Here is a 24,752-nt window from a genome sequence, read left to right as displayed (position 1 = left end):
CCCGTTACCGCCATAGAGTTGGCGGCGCAGGCTGGTTTAAGATACAAACCAGTTTGACGGTAAGAGGAGTTGTGATGGTAGACGACAGCGAGCGGGTCCCCAGCCCGGAAGAGACCCTGCGCCTCATCGAGGACCAGCAGGCCGCCACCGTGCGACGCTTCAGGGGCGACCCGCTGTTCATGTACGTCCCCTGGGGCGTCGCCTGGCTGGTCGGCTTCACCTGCTTCTTCCTGCACTACGGGCTCGACGGCAAGCCGTACGCGCCGATCTCCCAGGCGCAGGCGCTGACCGTCCTGATGATCTTCCAGTTGATCGCGGGCTCCCTGTGCGCGTACGAGATCACCAGGATGAACACGGGGGTCCGGGGCGACACCACGGCCAAGAACGCGATGTACGGCTACACGTGGTTCGCCGGGATGGTGGTGATGTCGGTCATCGCCATCCGGGTCTCCCCGATGCTGCCGGAGGCGGAGTCCGGCCTGCTCTGGGCGGGCATCTCCCTGCTGGTGGTGGGCATTCTCTACATGACCGGCGGCGCGATCTTCCTGTTCTGGCCGATGTTCTTCCTCGGCATCGGCATCAGCGCCGTCAACGGCCTGGGCGTGTTGCTCGGCCCCGGCTGGCACGCGCTGCTGACAGCGGTGCTGCTCGGCTTCGGGCAGATCGTCGTGGGCCTGTGGTTGCGGCGGAGGCAGTGCCCGTGACAGCCGGTAACGCCGTTCCGGAACTCGATCCGGTGATCCACGCGCAGGCCAGGCTCCGCGTGGTGGCCGCGCTGAACACGATGGGCCCGAGCGACGAGATCGCCTTCCCGGCGCTGAAGGACTTGCTCGGCATGACGGCCGGGAACCTCTCGGTCCATCTGACCAAGCTGGAGGACGCCGGCTACGTCCAGATCACGAAGACCCACAAAGGCCGTACCCCGGTCACCTACGTCGCCCTCACCAAGCGCGGCCGGCTGGCCTTCGACGACTACACCAAGGCGATCCGCGCCCTACTCGACTCCGCAGGAGGCACTCCATGACCATCCTCGCCAGAACGGTCGACGTCACCCGCCGCTACGGCGACGTGCTGGCCCTCGACCGCGTCTCGCTCGACATCAGGGCCGGCGAGCTGGTCGGCCTGCTCGGCCCGAACGGTGCGGGCAAGTCCACGCTGATCAACCTGTTCGTGGGCCTGCGCCGGCAGACGTCCGGCACGGTCGAGCTGCTCGGCGGCTCCCCCCAGGATCCGCTGGTACGCCGGGGCATCGGCGTCACCCCCCAGGAGACGGGCTTACCCGAGTCGCTGCGGGTCGGCGAGATCGTCGACTTCGTATCCTCACATTTCCCGGAAAAAACGAATAAAGGGGAGTTGCTCGCTCGGTTCGGCCTCGACGACCTGGTCAAGCGGCAGATCGGCGGCCTGTCCGGCGGCCAGAAGCGGCGGCTGGCCGTGACGCTGGCCTTCGCCGGCAACCCGCGGATGGTCTTCCTCGACGAGCCGACCACCGGCCTCGACGTGGAGGCCAGGCGCACGCTCTGGGACGGCATCAAGGACTTCCACGACGGCGGCGGCACGGTCCTGCTCACCAGCCACTATCTGGAGGAGGTCGAGGCCCTGGCCAAGCGGGTCGTGGTCGTCGGCCACGGCCGGGTGCTCGCCGACGACACCGTCCAGGCCGTACGCGACATGGTGGGGGTGCGGCGCGTCTCGCTGGTCGCCGAGAACCTGCCCGAACTGCCCGGCGTACTCGCCAGCGACCGCGAGGACGGCCGGATCCACCTGGTGACCACCGATCCCGACCGGCTGGTGGTCGAGCTGGTGCGGAGCGGCACGCCGTTCTCCGGCCTGGAGATCAGGCCGACCTCGCTGGAGGAAGCCTTCCTGACCATCACCTCGAACTCGACCGTGAAAGAGAGCTCACATGTCTAGCCTGATCGTGGCCCACACCCGGTACCAGATCCTGGAGCAGATCCGGGTGCCGATCGGCCTGGTCGCCAGCGCGTTCTTCCCCGCCGCGTCGATGCTGGCGTTCGTGGTGCCGTTCACCGGGGACGATCCGGTGGCCTCGACGCGGGCGACGGGATCGATGATGCTGATCGGCGCGATGTCGGCGGCGATCATGGGGCTCAGCATCACGGTCGCCCAGGACCGCGAGCAACCGTGGAACACCTACGTGCGCACCCTGCCCGCCGGGCCGTTCCCCCGCTTCGCCGGGCGGATCCTCACCACGATGGCCACCATGCTGGTGGCGACGATCCCGGTGCTGCTGATCGCGACCCTCTTCACCACGGCGACCATCACGCTGCCCAAGCTGCTGATCGGGCTGGTCGCGCTGCTCGGCGGGGCGGTGCCGTTCATGCTGATCGGCCTGTTCCTGGGTTACCTGCTGGCCTCGAAGGCGGCCATCGGCGTGTCGCAGGTCCTGTTCTTCCCCATCGCGATCCTCGGCGGGCTGTTCCTGCCGCCGCAGGTGATGCCGGACTTCGTACAGGTGGTGTCGCCGTTCGTGCCGAGCCGCGGGGCCGGCGAGCTGATCTGGGCCGTGACGACGGGAAGCACCCCGAACACGGTGGCGGTGATCATGCTGGGCGTGTGGACCGTGATCGCGGCGCTGGCCGCGGGCTGGGCCTACCGGCGCGACGAGGGGCGCCGCTTCTCCTGACGGGGGGTGTGCCGCCGAGTCCGCAGCGATCTCGACGGCACACCCGTCCGTGAGGGGGTCCGGTGTTACTTCTTCTCTTGGAGGGTGACGGTGACGTTACTCGACTTTCCGTCCCTCATATAAGTGATCTGAACCTGTTGGCCCACTTTGAAACCTCTGACCTGGCCAACAACCGTATCTCCGCCCTCCACCGGCGTGTCGCCGATCTTGGTGATGAGGTCGCCCTGCTTCAGTCCGGCCTTGTCCGCCGGGCTTCCGGAGGTGACCTGCCGGATCAGCGCGCCGGGCACGTCGCCGCTGGCGTCGGTGACGCTGACGCCCAGGAACGCGTGGGTCACCTTGCCGCCGCTGATGAGCTGGTCCGAGACCTGCTTGGCGGTGTTGACCGGGATGGCGAAGCCGACGCCGATGTTGCCGCTGCTGCCGCCGTTGGTGGCGATCGCGCTGTTGATGCCGATCACCTGTCCGGCCGCGTTGACCAGCGCGCCGCCGGAGTTGCCCGGGTTGATGGCCGCGTCGGTCTGGATGGCGTCGCCCAGCGTCGTCGCCCCGCTCTCCTGACCCTGCTGCTGTTGCTGGCCCCAGCCGGGCGGCATCTGCTGCTGTTCCTGCTCGCCGCCGACGGTGACCGTGCGGTTGAGCGCGCTGACGATGCCCGCCGTGACGGATCCGTCGAGGCCGAGCGGGCTGCCGATGGCCAGTACGGAGTCGCCGACCTGGAGCTGGTCGCTGTCGCCGAGCGAGGCCTTGGTCAGGCCCGAGACGCCGTCGGCCCTGATGACCGCGAGGTCGGTGGACGGGTCGGTGCCCACGACCGACGCCTTGGCCGTCTTGCCGTCGTTGAACTTGACGGTCATCTGCCCGCCCTGTCCCGCGCCGACGACCACGTGGTTGTTGGTGAGGATGAGCCCGTCGTCGGACAGCACCACGCCCGACCCCTCGCCGGTCTGCCCCTGGATCATCACGACCGACGGCTGCACCTTCTGCGCGACCTGGGCCACGGTGAGCTGGCTGGACGCCTGCTTGAAGACCGGACTCGGCGCGGAGACGACACGGGTGTCCTGGAACGACGTGGCGGCGACGGCCCCCACGACGCCGCCTCCCACTGCCATGGCCGCCAGGGCCAGCCCGGCGATCGCCTTCCGCCCGACGGAGAAGCCCTGCCTGGGCGGTTTCGGAGGCGGCGGCTGGTTCATTATCACGGTGTCTCGCCGGGGAAAGCCCCCGGCGGAGGGCGGCTGGTCGCCGAACTGGCTCCAGCCGCCGGCGCCCTGCTCGCGAGGCTCGTTCGCGTTCATCGTCATCTCCTCAAGTACCGATGACTCAAGAGTGCCAAGGAGCGCGTAAGTGCAGGTTAAGCCGTTGATCAGAACTGTATGAGAGGGTTGACGACAGCCTTATCACCCCTGGTGGAGGGCCGCTTTCGTGGGTGAAAACCGGTCAGGAAAACCTGCTGAGCGTGATCGGCGCTTCCCAGCATAAGAGGCGCGTGCGTTCATCTGTTCAGCGTCGGCCACTCTCGTCCCTCCAGCGGTCCCTGCTCTACGCTGTCGCAGTGACCACCGAACGCACCCATGACGACGCGTCGCAGCACGTCCCGACAGCCGGCGGCCGGCTGCGGAAGATCGGCTGGGGGGTGCTCGCGCTGTTCCTGGCCGCGTTCGCGGTTTTCGAGAGCGTCAAGTACGGCCTGCCGACCACGGCCGCCACGCTGGCGTTCTTCGCCCTGCCCGACCTGGCGCGGCTGGCCGGAGTCCGCCCGCCTGGGCCGCTCTACCATGTGGTGCACCGCGTGTGGATCCCCCTGGCGGTGGTGGTCGGCTACAGCTTCGGACCGATCGTGTGGCCGCCGCTTTTCACCGCGGGCCTCGGCTGGCTCACCCGTATCGCCGTCGAGCGGGCGTTCGGGCGGGGGCTCGCCCAGGGCGGGTGAATTCCTGCGGCTCGGTCGCGTGCGGTCCGTGACCGCTGGCGCTGGGGCGTGTTGTCGATCCATACCACCGCGTTATGGGCAAATTGGGAGGTATCACGTAGGTCACTGGAAATGTCAGTCTGAGTGCACCCCAGCCGGCCGGGGCTCGTCCACTCCACCCCCCTGAGGAGCAACGAGCGTGAACCCCAAGCTCAGGCTGGGCGCTGCCGCCATACTCGCGTTAGCCCTGGCCATCACCGCCCCGGCGGGCGTCACAAGCGCGAACGCCCAGGCGGCCGACCCGCCCTCACCTTCGGAACGCGGCACCGCGGTGGCGAGCGCGCAGAGCGTCATCGCCGCCAGCCGGACGCAGCTCTTAGCCGCCGACCAGGACGCTTTCTCCCTGTCGTCGGCCATCGCGGGCGTCAACGGCATACAGCACCTCACGTACACGCGTACCTACGCCGGCCTGCCCGTCTACGGCGGCGAGGTCGTCATCACGACCGACAAGTCCGGCAAGGCCGTCAGCACGATCGACACCGGCCAGCAGGCGAAGATCGCCCTGGACACCAAGCCGCAGATCGCCGCGCAGGCGGCGGCGGACACGGCCCGCAACGTGGCGCCCAAGGCCACCTCGATCAGCACACCGGCTCTCGTGGTGCACGCCGCCACGTCCACGCCACGCCTGGCGTGGGAGGTCGTGGCCACCACCGACGACCAGTCCAGCATCCTGCACGTGTACGTGGACGCGCGTGACGGCCAGGTCATCGACAAGTGGGACCAGGTGGTCGACGGCACCGGCAACAGCTACTACAACGGCAACCCGGTCACCATCGACACGTCCCCGTCGTACCGGATGGTCGACCCCACGCGCACCGGCGTCCAGTGCGGCGGCCAGAACGGCGCGGTGTACACTAAGACGACCGACAGCTGGGGCAACGGCAGCGGCACGAACCTGGAGACGGCCTGCGTCGACGCGCTCTTCGCAGAGCAGCGCGAGTGGAACATGCTCCGCGACTGGCTCGGTCGCAACGGCATCAACGGCTCGGGCCGCGGCTACCCCGCGAGGGTCGGGCTGAACCAGGCCAACGCCTTCTGGAACGGGTCGTACGCCTCCTTCGGCCGCAACTCCGCGAGCACCCGGCAGGCCACCTCGATGGACGTCGTCGGGCACGAGTTCGGCCACGGCGTCTTCCAGTTCTCCGGCGGCAGCGGCGGCAGCGGCAACGAGTCCGGCGGCCTGAACGAATCGACGGGTGACATCTTCGGCGCGCTGACCGAGGCGTACGCCAACGAGCCGGCCAGCCTCGACCCGCCCGACTACCTGGTCGGCGAGGAGGTCAACCTGGTGGGCAGCGGCGAGATCAGGAACATGTACAACCCGTCTGCGGAGGGTCACCCGAACTGCTACAGCTCCTCCATCCCGAGCACCGAGGTGCACGCGGCGGCCGGACCGCAGAACCACTGGTTCTACCTCCTGGCCGAGGGCACGAACCCGAGCGGAAAGCCGGCCAGCACCCGGTGTGACGGCGGCGCGGCCATCACCGGCGTCGGCGTCCGCAAGGCGGGCCAGATCTTCATGACCGGCCTGAACATGAAGACGTCGCCGTGGACGCACGCCAAGGCGCGCGTGGCCACGCTGCGGGCGGCCAAGACGCTGTACACCGGCTGTGTCGAGTTCAACGTCATCAAGGCGGCCTGGAGCGGGGTGAACGTACCCGCGCAGAGCGGCGAGCCGACCTGTCCCTGAGCACGTTGGCGGCCCTGCTCAGCGCGGATCGTCCGTGATCCGCGCTGAGCAGGGCTCAGCGGTTCCCGTACCACTGCGTGAGGCCATCGACGTCATGTCGCGCGGTATCGCAGGCCGTCGAAGAGGAGTGCGGCTATCTGTGCCGCGTCCTCACGCCGGCCTTCGGGGGCGCGCAAGAGCGCGCCTGAAGCCGAATCGACGTAGCGGGCCTCCCTCTTGGCGCGCGCTACGAACGCGCTGAGTACCTGGTCCTCCTCCATGCTCATGGCCCTGTCCGGCCGGCCAGGGCGGAGGTCACCCTTCCTTGATCGCTGCCTCTACCAGGACACGCGCGGCCCAGGTAATGGCCTCCTCCTCGGCCTGCGGGTCGAGGGCGCGGACGTCGCGCAGGGCGATCTGCGCCTCCCAGCCGCCCACGACCGTCAGGGCCGAGATCAGTCGCTGGAAGGATTCCTCGCTCAGGGTGCCGCGGAGCGGTTCGCAGGCCCGCTCCAGCCATACCACCCGGCGAGGGCTCCGGCGCGGAACGCCCGGTTCGTGAGCGTTGTTCGCCGGCGGATCGACGGTCAGGCGGATCAACCGGCGGCCCAGGGGGAGCGAATGTGATGAGTGCTTCAGCATCGTCTGGATCAAGGCGACCACCCGGGCCACGGGGTCGTCGGCGAGTGTGGGGTCGTCCAGTATCTCCTCGATCGGGGGTTCGTTGAACGCGCCGAGGGTCGCGTCCACCAGCAGGTGGTCGAGGGTCGGGAAATACGTGTAGATCGTGCGACGGGACACGTCGCCGGCGGCCGCGATCTCGTCGATGGACGGCGTCGCTCCGTCGGCGCTCAGGCGGATCGCCGCATCGACGATCGCCTTGCGGGTGCGGCGGCGCTGCGCTTCGCGTCCGCTGCGGCGGACTGGATCGTCACTGGTCATCGTGCCCTGTCATTCCTCGGGTCGGTCGGGGCTGGTCGGCGGTTGGCTTGACGGTCGCTCGCGCCATGAGTATACCTTGATGCATTAACTGCACAGCAGTGCAGTGAATGCGCAACTGTGCAATTCGTGGTGGTGCTGAAGGTCGTACGCCGCCGCGGGCACCCCGAAAAGGATGGAACGTCATCATGAGCAAGGTTTGGTTCGTCACCGGCTCCTCTCGCGGTCTGGGCCGCAACTTCGTCGAAGCCGCGCTGTCCCGCGGCGACAAGGTGGCCGCGACCGCACGGAGCGCCGCGAGCCTTGACGCCCTGGTCGCCGCCTACGGTGACGCGGTGCTCCCGCTGGCGATGGACGTGACCGACAAGGCCGCCGTCTTCGAGAACGTGAAGCGGGCCGCCGAGCACTTCGGCCGCTTGGACGTCATCGTGAACAACGCCGGCTACGCCCAGGTCGGCGCGGTCGAGGAACTGACCGAGCAGCAGCTGCGCGCCCAGATGGAGACCAACCTGTTCGGCGCGGTGTGGGTGATCCAGGCCGCGCTGCCGTACCTGCGCGCCCAGCGCTCGGGGCGCATCATCCAGCTGTCCTCGGCCGCCGGACTCATCGCCATGCCGCTCGGCGGCGCCTACCACGCCTCCAAGTGGGCCCTGGAGGGCTTGAACGAGGCTCTCGCCGGGGAGGTCGCCGAGTTCGGCGTGAAGGTGACCATCATCGAGCCCGGCGGCTTCGCCACCCGCTCCGGCAACAACCCCGACCCGCTCAACAACGGCCACATGGCGCAGACCGACCCGGCCTACGACAACCTGCGCCGCCGCCTGGGGGCGATGGCCGGCAAGCAGCCCGCCGGCGACCCGGCCGCCGCGGCCCAGGCGCTGCTCAAGCTGGTGGATTCCGACAACCCGCCGCTGCGGATCCTCTTCGGCCAGGGCTTCTACCCGATGATCCAGCAGGCCTACGCCGACCGGCTCAAGATGTGGGCCGACTGGCAGGACCTGTCGGCGGAGGCCCAAGGAAAGGCTGGCCTGCAGGCCACGGTCTGAGCCTTTCCTGGCCCTCGGAAGCCTCCTTCAGAGCAGGCTGCACCGCCCGGCGAGTTGCTTATTGTCACCTGGCTCTTGGCCGGGCGGTGCGCAAGGACAGACAGTGACCCGTACGGTCGGGGCGTATGAGCATCGAAGATCGGAAGGTTCGCTCTGCGGGGAAGCGCCCTCGTCGCGTTGGCCGGTGGCGTCGGGGCGAGGGGGACGTGCCAGGCCGGACGTCCTGGTCCTGGACGCGTGGGCGGGGCCTCGCGGCGGTTGCCGTGCTGGTGGCCGCGCTGCTGGCGTTCCCCGGCGTCGTGCCCAACACCGTGGGCAATCTCGGCAGCCTGCTGGAGACCTTCCTTCCCTGGGGTGGCCTGGCCGTTCCCGTACTGACGGTCCTGGCACTGCTGCGTCGCTCGGCCATCGCGATGGTGTCCCTGGCGCTGCTCGCAGCGGTCTGGGCCGCCCTCTTCGGTGCGCGACTGCTACCCGCTGATCGGGGAACGGCTCACGACCTGACCGTGCTCCAGCACAACGTCAACGACGAGAACCCCGATCCAGAAGGAACCGCGCGAGCCCTGGCCCAGGCCGGAGCCGACCTCATCGCTTTGGAGGAGTTGACGCCTGACATCCTCCCCGTCTACGAGGCCGCTCTCTCGCCCGGCCATCCCCACCACGCGGTCGTGGGCACTGTCGGACTCTGGTCCAGGTATCCCCTTGCGGACTCCCGGCCGGTGGACATCAGGCCCGTGGGCGTCGAGGGGGATTGGAGCCGAGGGTTGCGGTCCACCGCGCGGACGCCATCCGGCGACCTGGCCGTGTACGTCGCTCACCTGCCCTCGGTCCGTATCCGACTGCCGGACGGCTTCGGCACCGGCCGGCGGGACGAGAGCGCTGCCGCACTGGGCGCGGCCATCGCCGCGGAAGAGCTGGACAGGATCGTTCTGCTGGGCGACTTCAACAGCACCCTCGATGACCGAGGCCTGGCCCCGGTCACTTCCCGGATGACCCCGGCGGAGGAGGGTTTCGGCTTCAGCTGGCCTGCCGCCTTCCCCATGGCCCGGATCGACCACGTCATGACCCGCGCGGCGACTCCCGTCACCACCTGGACCCTGCCCGCCACCGGCAGCGACCACCTGGCGGTCGCGGCCCGCATCAAGCTCTGACATTCACCGGCGATCGGGCACCGTCGGTTGAGACAGACGGCCGGTCTGCCCGTCCGCCTGCTGATGTCCGGTGTCAGGAGATCTTCTTCAATCGCCAATGAATCTTGCTCACCCGCATGACCTGGCCCCTGATGCGCTGTTGCCGGTCAGCGGGTCGCAGGCGGCCAGGACCCGCTGCTCGGTCTCGGGGGAATGCGACGGGGGTGCACAGCCACCACATCACCGGCAACTTCGACTATCTGCTCCAGGTCGAGGTCGCCGATCTGCCCGCCTATGAGGACTTCCACGCCAACCGGTTGGCGGACCTGCCCGGCGTGGCCGCGGTGACCAGCTACGTCACCATGAAGACGCTCTCCGCCGACACCACGTGACGGTCTCTCGATCGCTCTCCTGCGCGGCGTTACCTCAGATCCACGACGAGCCGGGAGTCGACGCCCTTGCCGTGGAGAGGGTCGCTGCCCCTGATGTGAACCGAGTGCTCGGTGACGCGGGCCCGGTAAAGGCGGAGCGGCGCGGGTGCCCGAAGCTCATCCCGGGGGAACACCTGCTGCTCGGGGAACCTGGCGCGGCAAGCATGGTCCACGTGCTGCTCGAACGCGTCGTCCGGCAGCCGTTCGGCGGTGGCGAGCAGGTAGACGGCCTGGGCGCCGCCGATCGGCGCGTTCGAGTCGAAGATCGCCATGCTGACCGCGGGACGCTGGGCGATGTTGCGTGAGTGCCGCGAATCCGGCGAGGAGATCCAGTACAGGTCGCTGTAGCCGTCGGGCGCGTAGTAGACGGGCGAGACCCGGGGCCGCCCATCCGGGTCGGCGGTGCCCAAGGCCATGTACCTGTTGGTGTCGATGATGTGCCTGGCCATCTCTTCGAGAGTCATGCGTTCTCCTCTTCGCGTCAGTGTGGAGACCCTGCGAGAGGCGGAAAGTCATCGGAGAAGGCGGACGCTGACAGCTGACCCGGGCTGAGCACGAAGGCGCCCGGCGGCCTTCCCGCCGGGCGCCTTCGCGCGGTACTCGTCAACTTGTTCGACTCGTTCGGCGGGCTCGCGGCGCGCGGTCAACGTGCCTCGAGCGGGCCGCTGAGCCGGGCCACGTCCTCGGCGGCGTCGCCGAGGAGCTTGTCGGCCAGGTCCATCAGCGCCCGCCCCGCGGCCAGCTCGTCGCCGATCTCCGGTACGGCACGGTCGTCGGGGTTGCGCCTGGCGATGCCGACGCTCTCATGCCACTCGCTGTCCTGCGCGGACAGGACAGCGCGGGCCAGCGTGCGCTTGTCCGCGTCGTCCTCGCTGATGTAGATGTGCACGGTCCACTCTTTGCTCTGCATGATGCCCTCCTGCGCTGGTCGGTGCCGTACTCGGCATCTGCCCTCAGCGGGTGCGGTGTCACGGACCCTTGTTCGCCAACTGCCGGGCGACGGCGTGGGCCATATGCCAGCATGTCCGCATGCTGGCGAGTCTCGACACGATCAACTGGGCTGACCTGACGCACGCTTATGGCCGCGCGACGGACGTACCAGACCAGATCCGGGCCCTGCGCTCCGCCGATCCCGGCATCCGGGACAAGGCGCTGCACAGCCTGTACGGGAACATCTTCCACCAGGGCACCCGTTTCGAGGCGAGCGCGTACGCGGTGCCGTTCCTGCTGGAACTGGTCGCCGATCCCGAGACGCCGGATCGCGCGGCCGTCCTGGGGCTGCTGACCCAGCTGGCCATTGGCTATGGCGAGCAACTCCTGCCGTCCGGCTATCCCCTGGACGATCACCGCGCCACGGCCGCGGGCGGGGACCTGCTGCTGGCCGCCGGCAAGGAGTTCGCGGACGACGACGATGACGACGATGAAGATGAAGACGACGAAGAGGACGACTGGGACGAGGATCCCGGTCTGTTCAATTACCTGCAGACGCTTGAGCCCGAGGAGGAGGAGCGGCTCTTCGCGTACTTCGCGCTGAAGGCGTATGACGCGGTCGGTGCCGGGCTGCCGGTGTTCCGCGGTCTGCTCGCCGACGAGGACGCCCGGCTGCGCACTGCCGCCGCGTACGCCCTGGCCTGGTACCCCGAGGAGCGGTCCGCCGGCCTGCCACCGCTGCTCGGGGCGGCGGTCGACGAGGAGCCCTCGGTGGCCGCCACCGCCCTGGTCGCGATCGGCCTGCTCGGCGGCACACCGGCCGCCGAGACGGCGGCTGCGCTGGGTGCCGCGCTGGACGATCCTCGCGATGTGGTGCGCTGGGGCGCGGCCATCGCGGAGTCTCGGCTACGGGGGCCGGAGGCGGGGGACCGGGCCGCGGACGAGTTGCTGGGCTGGACCGCCCGCGACGACGCGTCGTACGAGGCGATCCCGTTCAACGACGGCGACCTCCGCGGGTACGCCGCGCTGGCGTTGCGGGAGCTCGGCGACGCCCGGGCCGACGCCTTGTTCGCGGCGTTGCTGGCCCGGTTGCCCGTGCTGTCCGGAACGCAGGCGCTGCCGGTGGCGGTCGTCGCCCTGCGGATCGCGTACCCGGAACCGTTGCCGACCGGCACACCCTTCACCGCGCTGGACGACCGTCAGCGGCGGCTCCTCCGGGTCCTCGCGGACTCGCGGGGCGTATGGGAACTGGGTAACTTCTTGGAGTTCGCCACGCACTACGGGCTGCCGAGATCCCAAGAGGACATGGCCGCGTACGCACGCGCCTGAGACGACCCCGTCCGCCGCGGGCGGCGGTGCGCGGGGGCGAGGCGCAGCGGGTGTCCCCGCGCCAGGGATCCTTCTCAAGGTGCCGGGGATCACCACCTCCTGCCTATACGATGCGTCGAGTTCGATCTTCAAGACAGCGCAGAAAGGGCATCATGGCTGCTCGCTTTCGCGTCCTGCTCGCCTCAGCCGTCTTAGGCGCGGCCACTCTGACCGCGTCCCCGGCGTCAGCCGCGGTGACCGTCACCGTGGACGCCTTGGCCGTCGGCAACTCCGCCCCGGTCGCCGCCCGCCCGATGACCGCCACCGCCAAGGTGCACGCCTCGGGCACGCTTGCCGTCCAGGCGCTCACCATCGCGGTACGCGACTCCGCCGGGCAGGTCGTCGATTTCCCCGGTGCGATCGCGACCACGCTCACGACGGCCACGAAGACGTTCACGACTGACGCGCGGGCCTATCCAGCGGGCACCTACACGTACTTCGTCGCCTATGAGGTGGGCAACGTCTGGACGGAGTTGACGCCGCGCAAGACGTTCACGGTCGCGGCCAACCCGATCACGTTCGACCAGGACTTCTCCGGCGCGGCCGGCGCCGGGCCGAACACCGGCCTGGCCGCCCCGGCGTGGTTCAACGACCCATGCTGGCACCAGGCCTGCACCGGCAGCATCGCCGAGTACAAGCTCGACCACGCCAAGCTCGACGGACAGGGCCATCTCGTACTGACGGCCGACCAGAACGTGACCCCCGGCGCCATGTGCGGCTGGAAGCCAGGAACGGACCACGGGGAGGAGCCGGATCTGCCGTGCCGGTACGCCACGGCCCGGCTGACCATGCTCGACTGGGAAGGCAACGACGGCCTGCCCGCCTGGACGCAGGCGGGCGGTCACCTGGAAGCGCGGATGAAGGCCCCGCTCGGCAAGGGGCTGTGGCCGGCGTTCTGGACGGTCGGCGGTAACAACGCCCAGGTCGACTGGCCGGCCAGTGGCGAGATCGACGTCATGGAGACCCTCGGCGACCACCCCACGCTCGTGGAGCAGCACGCGCACGGCGGGCTGGAGGACATCAACTTCGGCGACAGCACGCCCCTGCCCGAAGGCGAGGGCATCGACGACTGGCACACCTACGCCGTGGACTGGGACGCCGGAGCCAACGGCTACATCAAGTGGTCGATCGACGGAGTGGTCACCCGTACGCTGACCGCCGCCGCGGCGGGTGCCGCCTGGGCGCAGTCCTTCCGCCACCCGCACACCCTGATCCTGAACCTGGCCGTGGGCGGTGGCGACGGCTGGGTCGGCGACCCCGACGCCGACACGGTGTTCCCCGCGCAGCTCGTGGTGGATCATGTACGCGCCTACCAGAAGCCACTGGCCTGAACCGGAGTGATCTAGGCTGGCGGGACCGCTCCTCCGAAAGGTCGATCATGCGCAGTTCAGTCTTCGGCAACCTCGATCCGCGGCAGCTTCCCGCCGGCTTCACCCTGGAGAACGGCAAGATGCTCCGCGTTCAGCTCCCCGGCGAGGTGCTGGCCAAGCAGGGCTCGATGGTCGCCTTCCAGGGTCAGATGGACTTCGACTACGAGGGCGCGGGCGGCATCGGCAAGCTGTTCAAGAAGGCGATGACGGGGGAGGGCGCGTCCCTGATGCGGGTACGCGGCCAGGGCCTGCTCTACCTCGCGGACAACGCCGACGACATCCACCTGTTCTACCTGGAGAACGAGGGCCTCACCGTCAACGGCCGCAACCTGCTGGCCTTCCAGCCGCAGCTCACCTGGGACATCCAGCGGGTGCAGGGCGCGGGCGTCGCAGCGGGCGGCCTGTTCAACACCACGCTCACCGGCACCGGGTGGGTGGCGGTCACCACGCACGGCACACCGGTGCTGCTGGACGCGGCGGCCATGCCGACGTACGCCGACGGGCAGGCGGCGGTCTGCTGGAGCACCAGCCTGCACGTCGGCGTGAACCGGACGATGAAGGTGGGCGCGCTGATCGGCCGGGGGAGCGGGGAGGCGATGCAGCTCGCGTTCCAGGGCCAGGGCTTCGTGCTGGTACAGGCGAGCGAGGGCGTGCCGGTGGTGCGCGCGCAGTAGCCGCCCGGCATCACCTACTTCGCGGCGTTCATGACGAGCTTGTCGAATTCGCGGTCCGGCAGCGTCCTGTTGAGCTCCAAGAGCGTGTCGGCCGTCCAGCCGACCGCGTAGCGCGTTTCGGGCTTTTCTGCTTCGACGGCCTGCCGGATGGTGGTGGCGACGACGCTGGGGTCGCTGCCCTGGGTGTTCTCGCCGAGCTGTGTCTCGGCGCGCTTGGCCATGGCTTCGGCCATCTGGCCGTATGCGGTCGCGCCGGAGATCTCACGGAGGTCTTGTGCCGTGCGGTCTTCGAACTCGGTCTTGATGATGCCGGGCTGGATGATCACGACGTCGACGCCGAACGGCTCCACCTCCATGCGCAGGGAGTCGGAGTAGGCCTCCAGCGCGTGCTTGCTCGCGTAGTACCAGCAGCCGAGCGGGAGCGCGATCTCGCCTCCGATGGAGGAGACGTTGACGATCGTGCCGGAGCCCTGCTCGCGCATGTACGGCAGGACGAGCTGGGTCAGCCGGGCCGGTGCGAAGACGTTGACCTCGAACTGGTCGCGTGCCAGGTCGATGGGGATGTCCTCGGCCGCGCCGTGCAGGACGGTGCCGGCGTTGTTGACCAGGACGTCGATGCGGCCCTGCTCCTCGACGACGGCGGCTATGACGCGTTCCAGGTCCTCCGGCCGGCGTGCGTCCAGCGCCAGGACGTGTCCGCCGGCGTCGCGGAGGTCGTCCATCTTGGGTACGCGCCGCGCTGCGCCGTAGACGATGTGGCCGGCGCGGATGAGTTCGAGGGCGGTGGCCTTGCCGATGCCGGCGGAGGCGCCCGTGACGAGAACGACCTTTTCCATGATGAATCTCCTCTTCGGTCTCGGTGAACGCTAGGCTTGCGTTCTGAGATGAGACAACTCGCAAAACTCATATGCGCAGGTAGACGGTCCTATATTGGTGCAATGAGCTTGTAGCTGAGTGCAACCGGGGAGAGGGTGACATGCCAGGAGAGCGGTTGACCGCCGAGGATCGTCGCCGCATCGCCGAAGGGCTGGCGGCCGGCTTGGCCTACGCGGAGATCGCCCGCCGGCTGGGACGGTCCAGGTCCACCGTCACCCGCGAGATCGCCAGGAACGGCGGCCCGCACGGCTACCGGGCGGCCCGCGCGCAGCATGCGACGAGCTGGCGCGCCCGCCGCCGCAAGCGCGCTCCCCACGCCGACGTTCCGCGCACCACCAACAACCGTGACGTCCCCACGGCCCGGGAGTTCGAAGATCAGTTCGTCGCCATGATGGTCGAGGGCGGGATGGCGCCCATGACCGCCAGGGTGTTCGCCGCGCTGTTCCTCAGCGAGGGCGGCAGCCTGACCGCCACGGAGCTCGTCCAGCAACTCCACGTCAGTCCGGCGACGATCTCCCATGCCATCAAGTGGCTCGGGCAGAGAGGGATGGTCGCCCGGGAGCGCGAGGCGCGCCGGATGAGGTACGTGGTCGACGTCGATGTCTGGTACCACACGTGGCTGGCCAGCGCCCGGTCGATAGCGATATGGGCTGACACCGCCCGACACGGCGCCGGGATCTTCGGCACCGACACACCCACCGGCGACCGGCTCCATACCACCAGCCGGTTCTTCGAACTCCTCGCCCACGACATGGGCCAGGCGGCCGAGCATTGGCGGCAGGCCCTGTCCATGCGACGCCGGCGGTGAACTCCGCCTGTCTCAGGTCAGCGCGGCGGCGGCCCGCTGCCGAAACACGGCCTCGTGGCCGGGGTCGGTGCACAGCGTGACGGTCAGCCCGTTCGGGGCGGCGTCGGCAAGGACGGCCAGCAAGGTCGCGAGCTGCGCCGGAGGCTCGGCACTGAGCAGTTCCTCGGCGTGCCCCACGATCAGGGTGAGGGCGCCGGTGTCGCGCAAGGAGTCGGTGAGCGCGTCCCAGTTGCGGCCGAAATAGTCGGGGAGGCGCAGAGCCCGTGCCACCTCCTCGAAGAAGGCGGCACGGGTCCGGCAGGCCCGCCCATCCACCAGCGCCGGTGCCGGGTCGGTGGACACCGTCAGCCAGTGCGGCAGGGGATGCGCGGCGGAGGTCATTGCGGTCCTAGAGCCGGTAGAAGTCGGTGTAGTGGTTGGGCGAGAACCACGTCACCCCGGTGCTGCGGTTGACGACGATCCGGTACGCGTCACGTGCGGCACCCTGCGCCCGGGAGTACACGTCGTACTCATAGTAGGTCGCGCCGCTGGGCAGCTGGCCTTCCCGGTTGTAGAAGCGCCCGCCGGTGTAGTTGTACCTGCCGTCCGGCCAGGAGTACCAACCGGCGGAGGTGGGGTAGCCCTTGGACGCCCAGATCGAGTTGGTCGAGCGGGCGGCGGAGCATCGGGAGATGGTGCAGGAGTTGTAGACCGTGGCGTTGGCGGGGGTGATGCCGACCAGGCCGACAAGGGAGGTGAGGGCGGTGAGGACGACGGTGAGTCGTACCGGCCAGGAGGGGCGGGGGCGCGGCTGAGTGTGCACGAAGCCTCCTAAGGGGGTGACAGACATCGTCATGGTCGCCGTCATCTCTGGTCAAATCAAGACAATGAGCGCCAAGGGGATGGTGAACACTTCGCGGCCGCAGTGCTTGACCCGGAGCCCACTCCAGATGGCAGCGTCTTCCCTACAGCCATTTCCGCGAAGTCAGGGAGAGCACGAGATGAATGATTCATTCCGGACCTTGGGGCGTAGCGGCCTCCAGGTGAGTGCGATCGGGTTCGGGGCATGGGCGATCGGGGGGCCCTTCATGGCCCGTGGCAAGCCGGCCGGATGGGGGCCGGTGGACGACGAGGAGTCGGTGGCGGCCGTGCATCGGGCGCTCGACCTGGGGGTCACCTTCTTCGACACGGCCGACGTGTACGGCACCGGCCACAGCGAACGGGTGCTCGGCAGGGCGCTGTCCGGGCGGTGGGACGAGGTCGTGATCGCGACCAAGTTCGGCAACACCTTCGACGCGGCGACGCGGACCCTCACCGGCCAGGACATCTCACCCGGATACCTCCGGCAGGCCTGCCGGGCGTCGCTGGAGCGCCTGGGCACCGATCACATCGACCTCTACCAGCTGCACATCGGCGACGCACCGCCGGAGCGGGTCGACGAGCTGATCGCCACGCTGGAGGAGCTCGTCGACGAGGGCCTGATCCGGTCCTACGGCTGGAGCACCGACGACCCCGAACGGGCGGCCGCGTTCGCGAAGGGGCCGCACTGCGCCGCCGTCCAGCATGAGATCAACGTCCTGCACGACGCCCCGGCGATGCTGGCGGTGTGCGACACCCACGAGCTCGCCTCCGTCAACCGGGGGCCGCTGGCGATGGGACTGCTCACCGGCAAGTACGGCCCGGACTCGCGGCTGCCGATGGACGACGTACGCGGCGACTCTCCGGCGTGGATGACCTTCTTCAAGGACGGCCGGCCCGCCCCGGAGTTCCTCGCCATGCTGGACGCGATCCGCGACATCCTGACCTCCGACGGCCGTACCCTCGCCCAAGGCGCCCTCGGCTGGCTGCTGGCCCGCAGCGGGCGCACGGTGCCGATCCCCGGCATCAGGACGGTCGCCCAGGCCGAGCAGAACGCCGGCGCGCTGCGGCACGGGCCACTGGCCCAGGCGCAGCTGGAGCAGATCGATGAGCTGCTCCAGCCACACGCGGGCTGAGGCAACGGGTAACGGCCGTCCGTCCCTCGACCCGGTCACTTGGTGCGGAGCTCGTCCGGGTCGGGGGGCACGCCTTATTTGACGCGGCCGTGCAGGAGTTCGAGCAGGGTCGCGTGAGTCCGTTCGAGGGGCCGGTCCGGATGCAGGGCGCGGCGCTCGATGGCGACCGTCAGGACCATGCCGAACACGGCCGTCGCCGCCGTCTCCACATCCAGGTCCGCCCGGATCTCGCCGTTCGCGGCGGCCCTGCGCAGCACGCTCGCGTAAACGCCGAGCGCGCTCTGGCGCAGCCGCGCCACCGCCTCCTGCCACGTCGTCCGCCACATCTCGGCCAGCAGCACCCGGGCGAAGGCCCCGTGCTCCTCGAAGAACCTGAGCTGGCCGAGCACCACCGAGTCGAGCGCGTCCAGCGCGCTCTCCCCGGTGTCGGCGGCGGCCAGCGCCTCGGCGAGCATGGTGATCGAGTGCTCCAGCAGCGCCTCGAACAGCCCCTCCTTGCTGCCGAAGTTGTAGAACACGGTGCCCTTGGCCACCCCGGCCCGCTCGGCGATGGCGTCCACCGTGGTGGCCGCGTAGCCATGCTCGGCGATCAGCTCCACAGCCGCCCTGAACACCTTCCGCCGGGTGTCCTGCCTGTTCCCGCGTCCGGCGGTGCGCTCGTTTCGTTCGGTCACAGCGCCAGCTCCGGGTGCAGACGCTGGACGGACCAGATGCGGCCGCGCTCCACGGCGAGCGTGGTGAGCGCGAGCCCAAGGACGAGGAAAGCCGACAGCACGCCGCAAGCCTGCCACACCACGGTGAGATCGCCACCGCTGATCAGCCTGCGCAGCGCCGACACCACCCAGCTCATCGGCAACCACGGCGAGATCGTTTGGAAGAACCCGGGCGACGTCTCGATGGGATACGTCCCCGCCGCCGAGGTGAGCTGCAGCATCAGCAGCGCCAGCGCCACGACCCGCCCGGGCGGGCCGAGCAGCGCGTTCACCGCCTGCACGACCGCCATGAACGCGGCGGTCGCGAGCAGCAGCAGCCCGATGAGGCCGGCCCAGTGCGCGGCCTCCAGCCCGAGCCCGAACCGCAGCACCGCCACCAGCACGCCCACCTGCGCCGCCCCGAGCACCGCCCCCGGCAGCCAGCCCGCCAGCGCGATCCGCACCGCGCCCGTCGTGCCCGCCAGCCGCCGCCGGTTCAGCGGCTTCAGCACCATGAACGCGATCATCGCGCCGACCCAGAGCGCCAGCGGCAGGAAGAACGGCGCGAAGCCGGTGCCGTAGTTAGGCACCTCGTTGTCGACGGTCTTGGCCAGCCGGACCGGATCGCTCATCACGTCCGCGCGGTCGTCGCGCTGCTTGCCGTCGTAGTCGGGTATCCGGGTGGCGCCGTCGCCGAGCCCGCTTGACAGCTTCTTCGATCCCTCGGCGAGCTTGGTCGCGCCCTTGTCCGCCTGGCCCGCGCCGTCGTGGAGCCGGTCCACGCCGGTGCTCAGCTCGCTCGCGCCGTCGCTCAGCCTGACCAGCCCGCCGCCGAGGCGTCCGATGCCGTTCGTGACCTGGCGGGAACCGTCGGCCAGCGCGGTCGCGCCCTGGTAGAGACGGTTCGCACCGGTCGCGGCCGTGCCCAGGCTCGAGTTCACCTTCGCGGCGCCGTCGGCCAGCTTGCCCAGGCCCGCGTCCAGGGCATTGAGCTGGTTTCTGGCCTGGTCCAGCTTGGAGCCGAGTCGGGGCGCCACAGCCGCGATCTTGCGAGCCTGCTTCGCCAGCTCCCGCGCCTGGTTCCGCAGGTCCGCGACGCCGTCGGTCCCGGTCCCCGCACCGCTGCCTGTGCTGGTCCGGGCCGCGTCCTGGGCTTGGTCCGCCTGAGTGGCGGCCCGTCGCGCGGCCGCTGCGGCGTTCCGCAGCAGGTCGCGCACCTCTGGGTCGGCGTCCGCGCCGAGGCGGTCGAGCGCGGCCTGCGCCTGCGAGTTCGCCTCCCTGGCGCTGTCGGCCGCACTTCCCGCCTGGGCGCTCGCCTCGCGAACGCTGTCTGCCGCCGCGCTCGCCTGTGCCGCGCCGGTCGTCGACCCGCTGTCGGCGACCTTGTCGGCGGCGGTGGCGACCGCCTCGGCGGCCTGGGAGATCTTGGGGCCCCATTCGTCCAGCACGGGAACGTACGTGTCGGCGAGCTGGTTGACCGTACGGGTCTGAGCGTGAACCTGCTGGTATGCCGCCCTCGCGCCGGAACTGAGCGGAGAAGTTCCTTGCGCGTGGAGCTTGGTCAGGCCGTCGCGCAGTTGCCCGATCGCCTGCTGCGCCTGCGTGAGGCCCTGCGTGACCTGGGCCGAGCCGTCACGCAACCTGCCCGTGGCGGTGTTGGCGGTGTTCAGGCCGGAGGAGAGCCGTCGGGCTCCGTTCTCGGCCGTGCCCAGGCCGCTGCTGAGCCGGGAGACGCCGTCACCGAGTCGCGCGGCGCCGTCGTGCAGCTTGTCCGCGCCCTCGGCGGCCTCCATCGTCTTGTCGTGGATGTCGCCGATCGAGACGAAGACGTTGTCGAAGTAGCCGTGGATCGCCGTGCGCTCGGCTGCCGCCCGTACCTCGTTGAACACCGCGTCCGAGATGCTGCCCATGATGTAACTGCGGCCCGTGTCCACGCGCAGCCCGAGCCGCGCCGGGCTCGGGACGGCATCGTCGTCGCCGGGTGAGGCCAGCTTGGCGCTGAAGTCGGCGGGCACCGTCAGCGACAGGTAGAACGTACCGTCCGCGACCCCGTCGGCCGCCTGCCGCGCGGTGGTCTCGTGCCAGCCGAACACGTCACGTTTCAGCAGCTCGCCGGCCAGGTCGCGGCCCGCGTGCAGGGTCTTGCCCGCGGCTTGGGCAGGTTGGTCCTCGACGACCAAGGCGACCGGCACGCGGTCCAGATTGCCCTGCGGGTCCCAGAACGACCACAGATACAGGCCCGCGTACAGAAGCGGCAGCATCACCACCGCCACCAGCGCCACCCTCGTCAGCCGCGACCGCAACATGCCCTTCACGACAGCTCCACCAGTTGGTCGAAGCGGGCGGGCGGCAGCACACAGGAGGCCACCACCGCGCGGTCCAGACTCCGCAGCAGGTCCCACAGCGCCTGCTGCCGCTCGACCGGCAGACCCACGTCCACGTTGTCAGCGACGATCACCTCGGGTTCGTCCAGCAGCGCCAGCGCGAGACCCAGCCGCACGTGTCGCTCGCGATCCAGCTCCCGCACCAGTACTCGCTCCTGGCCCGCCAACCCGACCCGGCCAAGAATCTCCTGGTACGGCCGGCGCCGCCGCTCCCGCAGGTGCTCCCCGACCGTCAGCGACCGGTCCAGATCGGTCACCCCGTCGACCAGCGCCAACGCCACGGCTTTGCGGATGGCGCGGCCCTTGGCGTGTCCGGCGACCTTCAGGGCGCCTTTCGTGGGCTTCATCCGCCCGGCCAACGTCAACAGCAGGCTCGTCCGCCCACTTCCCGCCGATCCCGCGACCACCGTGAGCGTGCCGGCCCCGGCCTTCAACGAGACCTCCGGGTACACCCCCTCGATCGCCAGCCCTTCCGCAACGATCACCGCAACCACCCCTCTTTAAACTGACCGGTCAGTACAAAGATAAGGCAGACCGCATGGCTGCACTTCAACGAGATGCGGTGGCATTCGTCACGATCGCATCAGCCCCGCCGAGGCTGACATCGAAGCATTCACCACAGCCCTGCTCGCCGACGCGCCGCACTCCACCCTCCTGGTCGCCTTGGCCCGCCAGGACAGGGATCTCTACCAACGCACCGACCCGCCAGCGCGGCGACGCTGGCCGCGCACAGGCACGAGCATCGGCTCGGCTCAAAAGATCGACAGGCTCGCCCACCGCATCGCCGGACTCCTCCTGCAATCCAGTCCCGAGCAAGCCGAAGCCATGCACCAACCGAACGCGGCCATGGAGGTCCTGACCGTCTCGAAGGCGCTGGAAGAGCCCCTCGCCTTGCCCGAGAACACCAACCCCTGGCAATTTCGAGCCACCTCAGCCAGTGCGGACATCCCCGTTCCAGTCCACGACGTCCTCCTGGACTGGCTCCACGGCCTGACCTACGCCGAGCTCGCCGACAAACACTTGGTACGCATTCACGACACGAGCCGCCGAGTTGAGGAGATGGTCGACGCCGTCACCGGCCACTTCGAGCACTTCCTCGCTTGGACGGTCGGCGCCCTCGTCGAACTCGTCAACGCCCTCCTCATCGACGCGGACAGCGATCGCCGGCTCTGCCCCGAGCTTGGCTCCTACATCCGCTACGGCGTCGACGACCGTCGAGCCCTCGCGCTGATGTTGAACGGGCTGCGCTCAAGAAGACCGGCCCGCGAAGTCACGCGACAGATGCCGGCCGACTCCACCGGTGAAACCTCCGATCCCCGTTGACCTGGCGCTCCATGGACAGATCGATGACGTCACGCGCCTGGAGGTCCTGGCACTGCCAGATCATCCGGACCCTGCTCCCATCGGGCTGTTCTGCGATGGCGCGCTCATCGCCACCGTGCGATCCGCCGATCACGCGGACATGGCCATGGTCCTCGACAGCGGTCTGGAGCCGGCCCTCACACTCGACGGTGCCACCCTCCAGATCTCGGTACTCGTCGAAGTCGGCTGACCCGGGACCGGGCCATCCCCCGGGTCAGCGGCTGACCTGCACCCCAAATGGGGGCGCCCCCTCGCGCCCCCACCCAGATTGGCGACAATCAGCAGCCGGTCAGTTCAGCCGCTTGGCCCACAGGTCGTTGTATCCCCGCAGCGTGATGACCAGGTAGACGGCGATCTGGCCGACGAAGCTCGCCGCCGTGTACAAGGTCGGCGCGGCGTCGGTGTGGAACTGCAGCCCGGTCACCGGGACCCAAGGGTAGGTCTGGTAGTCGCCCGTCAGAGTGGCATGCCACACGAGCCCGTCACTGCCGCGCGCGGCGAGCTGCACGATCGAGTAGTTGTCGGGGTCCGAGGCCGCCGCGATCCGCAGCTCCGTCCGCATGTTCCCGATCGCCCGCCAGCCGTTGTAGGAGTTGCTCAGCGGGTTCCACACCTGCCGGTAGATGCGGTTGTCGGTGCCGCGGTGCAGCAGCATGATCTGCGCGTCGGTGTAGTCGTAGCGCACGGCGGTGGGCGGCGACTCCGACCGGCCCATCCCGGCGACCTCCTGGCCCGTGAAGTGCCACCTGTCCTCGTACTCGGCGTGGTAGATGCGATAGTCGGTGCCGGTGTAGTAGACGTGCAGCGTCTGGCCCAATTCCACGGCCGACGGGGAGCCCAGTGAGGCGGCGCCCGGAATGCCGGTCCACGGGCTCCAGGTGTTGTTGCCGGCGTCGGTGAGCCTGGCGTAGTAGAGCCTGTTGTCCGAGTTGCCGCGGATGAACACCCACAGGATGCCGCGATAGACGACCGCCGTGGGCGCGAACGGGGTTCGCCATGCCCCGGGTATCGGCACGAAGTCCCCCATCTGGTCGGACCAGTAGAGCCTGCCGTCGGTCCCCCGGACGATCCTGATGGTGTGCCCCGGCACCGACACCACGGCCGGGGTGTTCGGGGTGATGCCTTCGCCGAACTTGGCGTAGTCGCCCTCCACCGCGTGCGCCGGCGAGGCGATGACCATGGATACCAGTAATGTCAGGACCGCTGCGATCGCGACCCGGATTCTCCTGCGCAAGACCGTCCTCTTTTCCCCGTTTGTCGGCCGAAGGGCAGCGTAGGCGGGACCAAATGAACAAAGAGTGACGATGGCCGCCGATTCGCGGGCGCTTGACCAGCTTTCCGCGGGCGCGGACCTGGCCATCTCTGCGCTGGCCGGGATCATCTCCCACACCAGCAGTGGCGTCGATGAGGACGGCGCATGGTGGCGCATGTGGCTGAAGGATCCCAACGTGGGCAGGACGGCCAGCCAGTTCCCGAGCGCTGGCCACGGGTTGCGCCCGCCGCGCCGCCCGACCTCGCTCGCGCTCGCCTTACGGGTGGCCTACGGCCATTCCGTCGGCCCCACCACTCACCGTGGGCGGTAACGCAGGCGCTCAACCCTGGATGGCGCCTGAGGGGAAGGACACCCCGGCGTCGCCCCGTCCGATGATCTTCTAGTCATCTCGCCTGCCCCATAAGCAGGGCGCTCCACAAGGCATCTGCCACACGGAAGGACCAGCGGTCACTCTCATGAATGACGCTCTTCCCGTTCCGGAGAACCGTCCGGCGAATGAACCGCAACCCCCCGAGTGCGATCAGTTCGTAATAGGCCTCCGTGCAGTCGCAGGTCCACTGCATAACCCGGCCGTCCGGCTCGCCCCTGCGTGGAGCGTTCCATATCAACTGGTCGCAGTGCGACTGCACGGCCGACACGTGCGGCGCCGTGCAATGAGGGGGAAACCGCCAGTGACCGACTACCCAGCTCACCTCTCCACCTCACGCTCTCTGCGCGCGACCCCGGCCATCATGCCTTTTCCGGCACACCCAGGCACGACCTGACCCGTGAACACTTCCGCCCAGACCGCGCGCTGTCCCGCACCCAACAAGCGCACGCCCCACTTGAGCGAGACCTGCTCGACCAGCCACAGGCCCCGCCCGTGGCAGTCGTCATCGCCGGACACCCGCACTCGAGGAACGGTGTCCGCCCCGTCATCGGTCACCTCAACGCGAACGATCTCGGCATCAATGGCGACGACCTCCACCGTCACCACCCCGCCGTACAGCCCCGAAGCGGTGTGGACCAGCGCATTGCCAGCCAGCTCGCTCACGATCAGCTGCACATCCTCCACGCCCCGATGCCCTGCCGCCGCCAGCATCTCTCCGACGCAGTGACGAGCCACCGCCACCGAATGCGCCACCCCCGGCAACACGACTTCACCCAGAAACCGCTCCTTCACCGCGCCACCTCCCAGATCCGCGTAGTCGCATCCACGTCGTACGCACCCA

The 24,752-nt window shown here is 69.2% G+C and carries 29 protein-coding genes and 1 pseudogene; 18 read left to right on the top strand and 12 right to left on the bottom strand.

Going from position 1 to position 24,752, the window contains the following annotated elements; genetic code table 11:
- Positions 1–74 precede the first annotated feature (74 nt).
- Genes KME78_RS37705 through KME78_RS37690 form a run of 4 tightly spaced genes read left to right on the top strand, consistent with a single transcriptional unit; the run spans position 75 to position 2,647 of the window.
- Positions 75–704, top strand: a complete 630-nt coding sequence (locus KME78_RS37705) for a hypothetical protein (protein ID WP_219534245.1) — start codon at positions 75–77, stop codon at positions 702–704.
- The gene (locus KME78_RS66510) at positions 701–1,024 is read left to right on the top strand and encodes a winged helix-turn-helix domain-containing protein (protein WP_308127282.1); all 324 of its coding nucleotides are present in this window, start codon (positions 701–703) and stop codon (positions 1,022–1,024) included. Before KME78_RS37705 ends, KME78_RS66510 begins: the two co-directional genes overlap by 4 nt.
- The gene (locus KME78_RS37695) at positions 1,021–1,914 is read left to right on the top strand and encodes an ABC transporter ATP-binding protein (RefSeq protein ID WP_219534243.1); all 894 of its coding nucleotides are present in this window, start codon (positions 1,021–1,023) and stop codon (positions 1,912–1,914) included. Before KME78_RS66510 ends, KME78_RS37695 begins: the two co-directional genes overlap by 4 nt.
- Positions 1,907–2,647, top strand: a complete 741-nt coding sequence (locus KME78_RS37690; protein WP_219534242.1) for an ABC transporter permease — start codon at positions 1,907–1,909, stop codon at positions 2,645–2,647. Before KME78_RS37695 ends, KME78_RS37690 begins: the two co-directional genes overlap by 8 nt.
- A 65-nt stretch (positions 2,648–2,712) precedes the next feature.
- On the opposite strand, the gene KME78_RS37685 is transcribed toward KME78_RS37690, so the two are convergent.
- Positions 2,713–3,945, bottom strand: a complete 1,233-nt coding sequence (locus KME78_RS37685; protein ID WP_219534241.1) for a S1C family serine protease — start codon at positions 3,943–3,945, stop codon at positions 2,713–2,715.
- Positions 3,946–4,202: 257 nt separating this feature from the next.
- Between KME78_RS37685 and KME78_RS37680 the strand changes: the two genes are divergently transcribed.
- Both KME78_RS37680 and KME78_RS37675 read left to right on the top strand, forming a co-directional pair.
- A complete protein-coding gene (locus tag KME78_RS37680; protein WP_219534240.1) occupies positions 4,203–4,580 on the top strand; it encodes a hypothetical protein in 378 nt (125 codons plus the stop codon).
- Between the two features lie 178 nt (positions 4,581–4,758).
- Positions 4,759–6,309 carry a M4 family metallopeptidase gene (locus KME78_RS37675; protein ID WP_219534239.1) on the top strand — a complete coding sequence of 517 codons (1,551 nt, stop codon included), beginning with the start codon at positions 4,759–4,761 and terminating at the stop codon, positions 6,307–6,309.
- A gap of 294 nt (positions 6,310–6,603) precedes the next feature.
- Here KME78_RS37675 and KME78_RS37670 read toward each other — a convergent pair whose 3' ends face one another.
- Positions 6,604–7,230 carry a TetR/AcrR family transcriptional regulator gene (locus KME78_RS37670; protein WP_219534238.1) on the bottom strand — a complete coding sequence of 209 codons (627 nt, stop codon included), beginning with the start codon at positions 7,228–7,230 and terminating at the stop codon, positions 6,604–6,606.
- 185 nt (positions 7,231–7,415) lie between these two features.
- Here KME78_RS37670 and KME78_RS37665 point away from each other — a divergent pair, with 185 nt between their 5' ends.
- The 3 genes from KME78_RS37665 (at position 7,416) to KME78_RS37655 (ending at position 9,792) form a co-directional block, all read left to right on the top strand.
- Positions 7,416–8,270, top strand: a complete 855-nt coding sequence (locus tag KME78_RS37665; protein ID WP_219534237.1) for an SDR family NAD(P)-dependent oxidoreductase — start codon at positions 7,416–7,418, stop codon at positions 8,268–8,270.
- A gap of 206 nt (positions 8,271–8,476) precedes the next feature.
- The gene (locus KME78_RS37660) at positions 8,477–9,421 is read left to right on the top strand and encodes an endonuclease/exonuclease/phosphatase family protein (RefSeq protein WP_308127281.1); all 945 of its coding nucleotides are present in this window, start codon (positions 8,477–8,479) and stop codon (positions 9,419–9,421) included.
- Between the two features lie 203 nt (positions 9,422–9,624).
- On the top strand, positions 9,625–9,792 hold the full coding sequence (locus KME78_RS37655) for an Lrp/AsnC ligand binding domain-containing protein (protein WP_219534235.1): 168 nt from the start codon (positions 9,625–9,627) through the stop codon (positions 9,790–9,792).
- A gap of 29 nt (positions 9,793–9,821) precedes the next feature.
- Here the strand turns inward: KME78_RS37655 and KME78_RS37650 are convergent, their stop codons facing one another.
- Together KME78_RS37650 and KME78_RS37645 are read right to left on the bottom strand one after the other, a co-directional pair.
- Positions 9,822–10,295 carry a pyridoxamine 5'-phosphate oxidase family protein gene (locus KME78_RS37650; RefSeq protein WP_219534234.1) on the bottom strand — a complete coding sequence of 158 codons (474 nt, stop codon included), beginning with the start codon at positions 10,293–10,295 and terminating at the stop codon, positions 9,822–9,824.
- Between the two features lie 179 nt (positions 10,296–10,474).
- Positions 10,475–10,741 (bottom strand): DUF1876 domain-containing protein, encoded by a 267-nt coding sequence (locus KME78_RS37645; protein WP_219534233.1) that lies wholly within the window; start codon positions 10,739–10,741, stop codon positions 10,475–10,477.
- 119 nt (positions 10,742–10,860) lie between these two features.
- Between KME78_RS37645 and KME78_RS37640 the strand changes: the two genes are divergently transcribed.
- From KME78_RS37640 to KME78_RS37630, 3 genes are all read left to right on the top strand, one after another.
- Positions 10,861–12,090, top strand: coding sequence for a HEAT repeat domain-containing protein (locus KME78_RS37640; RefSeq protein WP_219534232.1), 1,230 nt, complete (start codon positions 10,861–10,863; stop codon positions 12,088–12,090).
- A 152-nt stretch (positions 12,091–12,242) separates the two neighbouring features.
- Entirely contained in the window at positions 12,243–13,460 is a 1,218-nt protein-coding gene (locus tag KME78_RS37635) for a glycoside hydrolase family 16 protein (RefSeq protein WP_219534231.1), read from the top strand.
- A gap of 47 nt (positions 13,461–13,507) precedes the next feature.
- A complete protein-coding gene (locus tag KME78_RS37630; RefSeq protein ID WP_219534230.1) occupies positions 13,508–14,173 on the top strand; it encodes an AIM24 family protein in 666 nt (221 codons plus the stop codon).
- A gap of 14 nt (positions 14,174–14,187) precedes the next feature.
- Here the strand turns inward: KME78_RS37630 and KME78_RS37625 are convergent, their stop codons facing one another.
- Complete coding sequence (locus KME78_RS37625) at positions 14,188–15,009, bottom strand: oxidoreductase (protein ID WP_219534229.1); 822 nt, start codon at positions 15,007–15,009, stop codon at positions 14,188–14,190.
- Positions 15,010–15,149: 140 nt separating this feature from the next.
- On the opposite strand from KME78_RS37625, the pseudogene KME78_RS68190 reads away from it, so the two are divergent.
- Positions 15,150–15,284, top strand: a pseudogene (locus KME78_RS68190) (helix-turn-helix domain-containing protein); the annotation flags it as partial.
- Between the two features lie 153 nt (positions 15,285–15,437).
- Positions 15,438–15,857 carry an ArsR family transcriptional regulator gene (locus KME78_RS68185; protein ID WP_372455030.1) on the top strand — a complete coding sequence of 140 codons (420 nt, stop codon included), beginning with the start codon at positions 15,438–15,440 and terminating at the stop codon, positions 15,855–15,857.
- Positions 15,858–15,869: 12 nt separating this feature from the next.
- On the opposite strand, the gene KME78_RS37615 is transcribed toward KME78_RS68185, so the two are convergent.
- Both KME78_RS37615 and KME78_RS37610 read right to left on the bottom strand, forming a co-directional pair.
- On the bottom strand, positions 15,870–16,238 hold the full coding sequence (locus KME78_RS37615; protein WP_219534227.1) for a barstar family protein: 369 nt from the start codon (positions 16,236–16,238) through the stop codon (positions 15,870–15,872).
- Positions 16,239–16,245: 7 nt separating this feature from the next.
- A complete protein-coding gene (locus KME78_RS37610) occupies positions 16,246–16,659 on the bottom strand; it encodes a ribonuclease domain-containing protein (RefSeq protein ID WP_219534226.1) in 414 nt (137 codons plus the stop codon).
- A gap of 178 nt (positions 16,660–16,837) precedes the next feature.
- Here KME78_RS37610 and KME78_RS37605 point away from each other — a divergent pair, with 178 nt between their 5' ends.
- Positions 16,838–17,830, top strand: coding sequence for an aldo/keto reductase (locus KME78_RS37605; protein WP_219534225.1), 993 nt, complete (start codon positions 16,838–16,840; stop codon positions 17,828–17,830).
- Positions 17,831–17,904: 74 nt separating this feature from the next.
- Here the strand turns inward: KME78_RS37605 and KME78_RS37600 are convergent, their stop codons facing one another.
- The 3 genes from KME78_RS37600 to KME78_RS37590 are packed head-to-tail and all read right to left on the bottom strand — an operon-like array spanning position 17,905 to position 21,391.
- Positions 17,905–18,504 (bottom strand): TetR/AcrR family transcriptional regulator, encoded by a 600-nt coding sequence (locus KME78_RS37600; protein ID WP_219534224.1) that lies wholly within the window; start codon positions 18,502–18,504, stop codon positions 17,905–17,907.
- The gene (locus KME78_RS37595) at positions 18,501–20,828 is read right to left on the bottom strand and encodes a YhgE/Pip family protein (protein WP_246652794.1); all 2,328 of its coding nucleotides are present in this window, start codon (positions 20,826–20,828) and stop codon (positions 18,501–18,503) included. The genes KME78_RS37600 and KME78_RS37595 overlap by 4 nt, the downstream gene beginning before the upstream one ends.
- Before the next feature lie 5 nt (positions 20,829–20,833).
- Positions 20,834–21,391 (bottom strand): ATP-binding cassette domain-containing protein, encoded by a 558-nt coding sequence (locus tag KME78_RS37590; RefSeq protein ID WP_219534222.1) that lies wholly within the window; start codon positions 21,389–21,391, stop codon positions 20,834–20,836.
- 178 nt (positions 21,392–21,569) lie between these two features.
- Between KME78_RS37590 and KME78_RS37585 the strand changes: the two genes are divergently transcribed.
- Positions 21,570–22,229, top strand: a complete 660-nt coding sequence (locus KME78_RS37585) for a hypothetical protein (protein ID WP_219534221.1) — start codon at positions 21,570–21,572, stop codon at positions 22,227–22,229.
- Positions 22,207–22,458, top strand: coding sequence for a hypothetical protein (locus tag KME78_RS37580; protein WP_219534220.1), 252 nt, complete (start codon positions 22,207–22,209; stop codon positions 22,456–22,458). Before KME78_RS37585 ends, KME78_RS37580 begins: the two co-directional genes overlap by 23 nt.
- 99 nt (positions 22,459–22,557) lie before the next feature.
- On the opposite strand, the gene KME78_RS37575 is transcribed toward KME78_RS37580, so the two are convergent.
- On the bottom strand, positions 22,558–23,448 hold the full coding sequence (locus tag KME78_RS37575; protein ID WP_219534219.1) for a DUF8189 domain-containing protein: 891 nt from the start codon (positions 23,446–23,448) through the stop codon (positions 22,558–22,560).
- Between the two features lie 124 nt (positions 23,449–23,572).
- Between KME78_RS37575 and KME78_RS37570 the strand changes: the two genes are divergently transcribed.
- Positions 23,573–23,851 (top strand): hypothetical protein, encoded by a 279-nt coding sequence (locus tag KME78_RS37570; RefSeq protein WP_219534218.1) that lies wholly within the window; start codon positions 23,573–23,575, stop codon positions 23,849–23,851.
- A gap of 378 nt (positions 23,852–24,229) precedes the next feature.
- Here the strand turns inward: KME78_RS37570 and KME78_RS37565 are convergent, their stop codons facing one another.
- On the bottom strand, positions 24,230–24,703 hold the full coding sequence (locus tag KME78_RS37565) for an ATP-binding protein (RefSeq protein WP_219534217.1): 474 nt from the start codon (positions 24,701–24,703) through the stop codon (positions 24,230–24,232).
- Positions 24,704–24,752 lie beyond the last annotated feature (49 nt).

The sequence above is a fragment of the Nonomuraea guangzhouensis genome, assembly GCF_019396345.1.
GTDB lineage: Bacteria > Actinomycetota > Actinomycetes > Streptosporangiales > Streptosporangiaceae > Nonomuraea > Nonomuraea guangzhouensis.
Note: the sequence above shows the minus strand (reverse complement) of the source record. Positions and strands in the feature narration are given on the sequence as shown.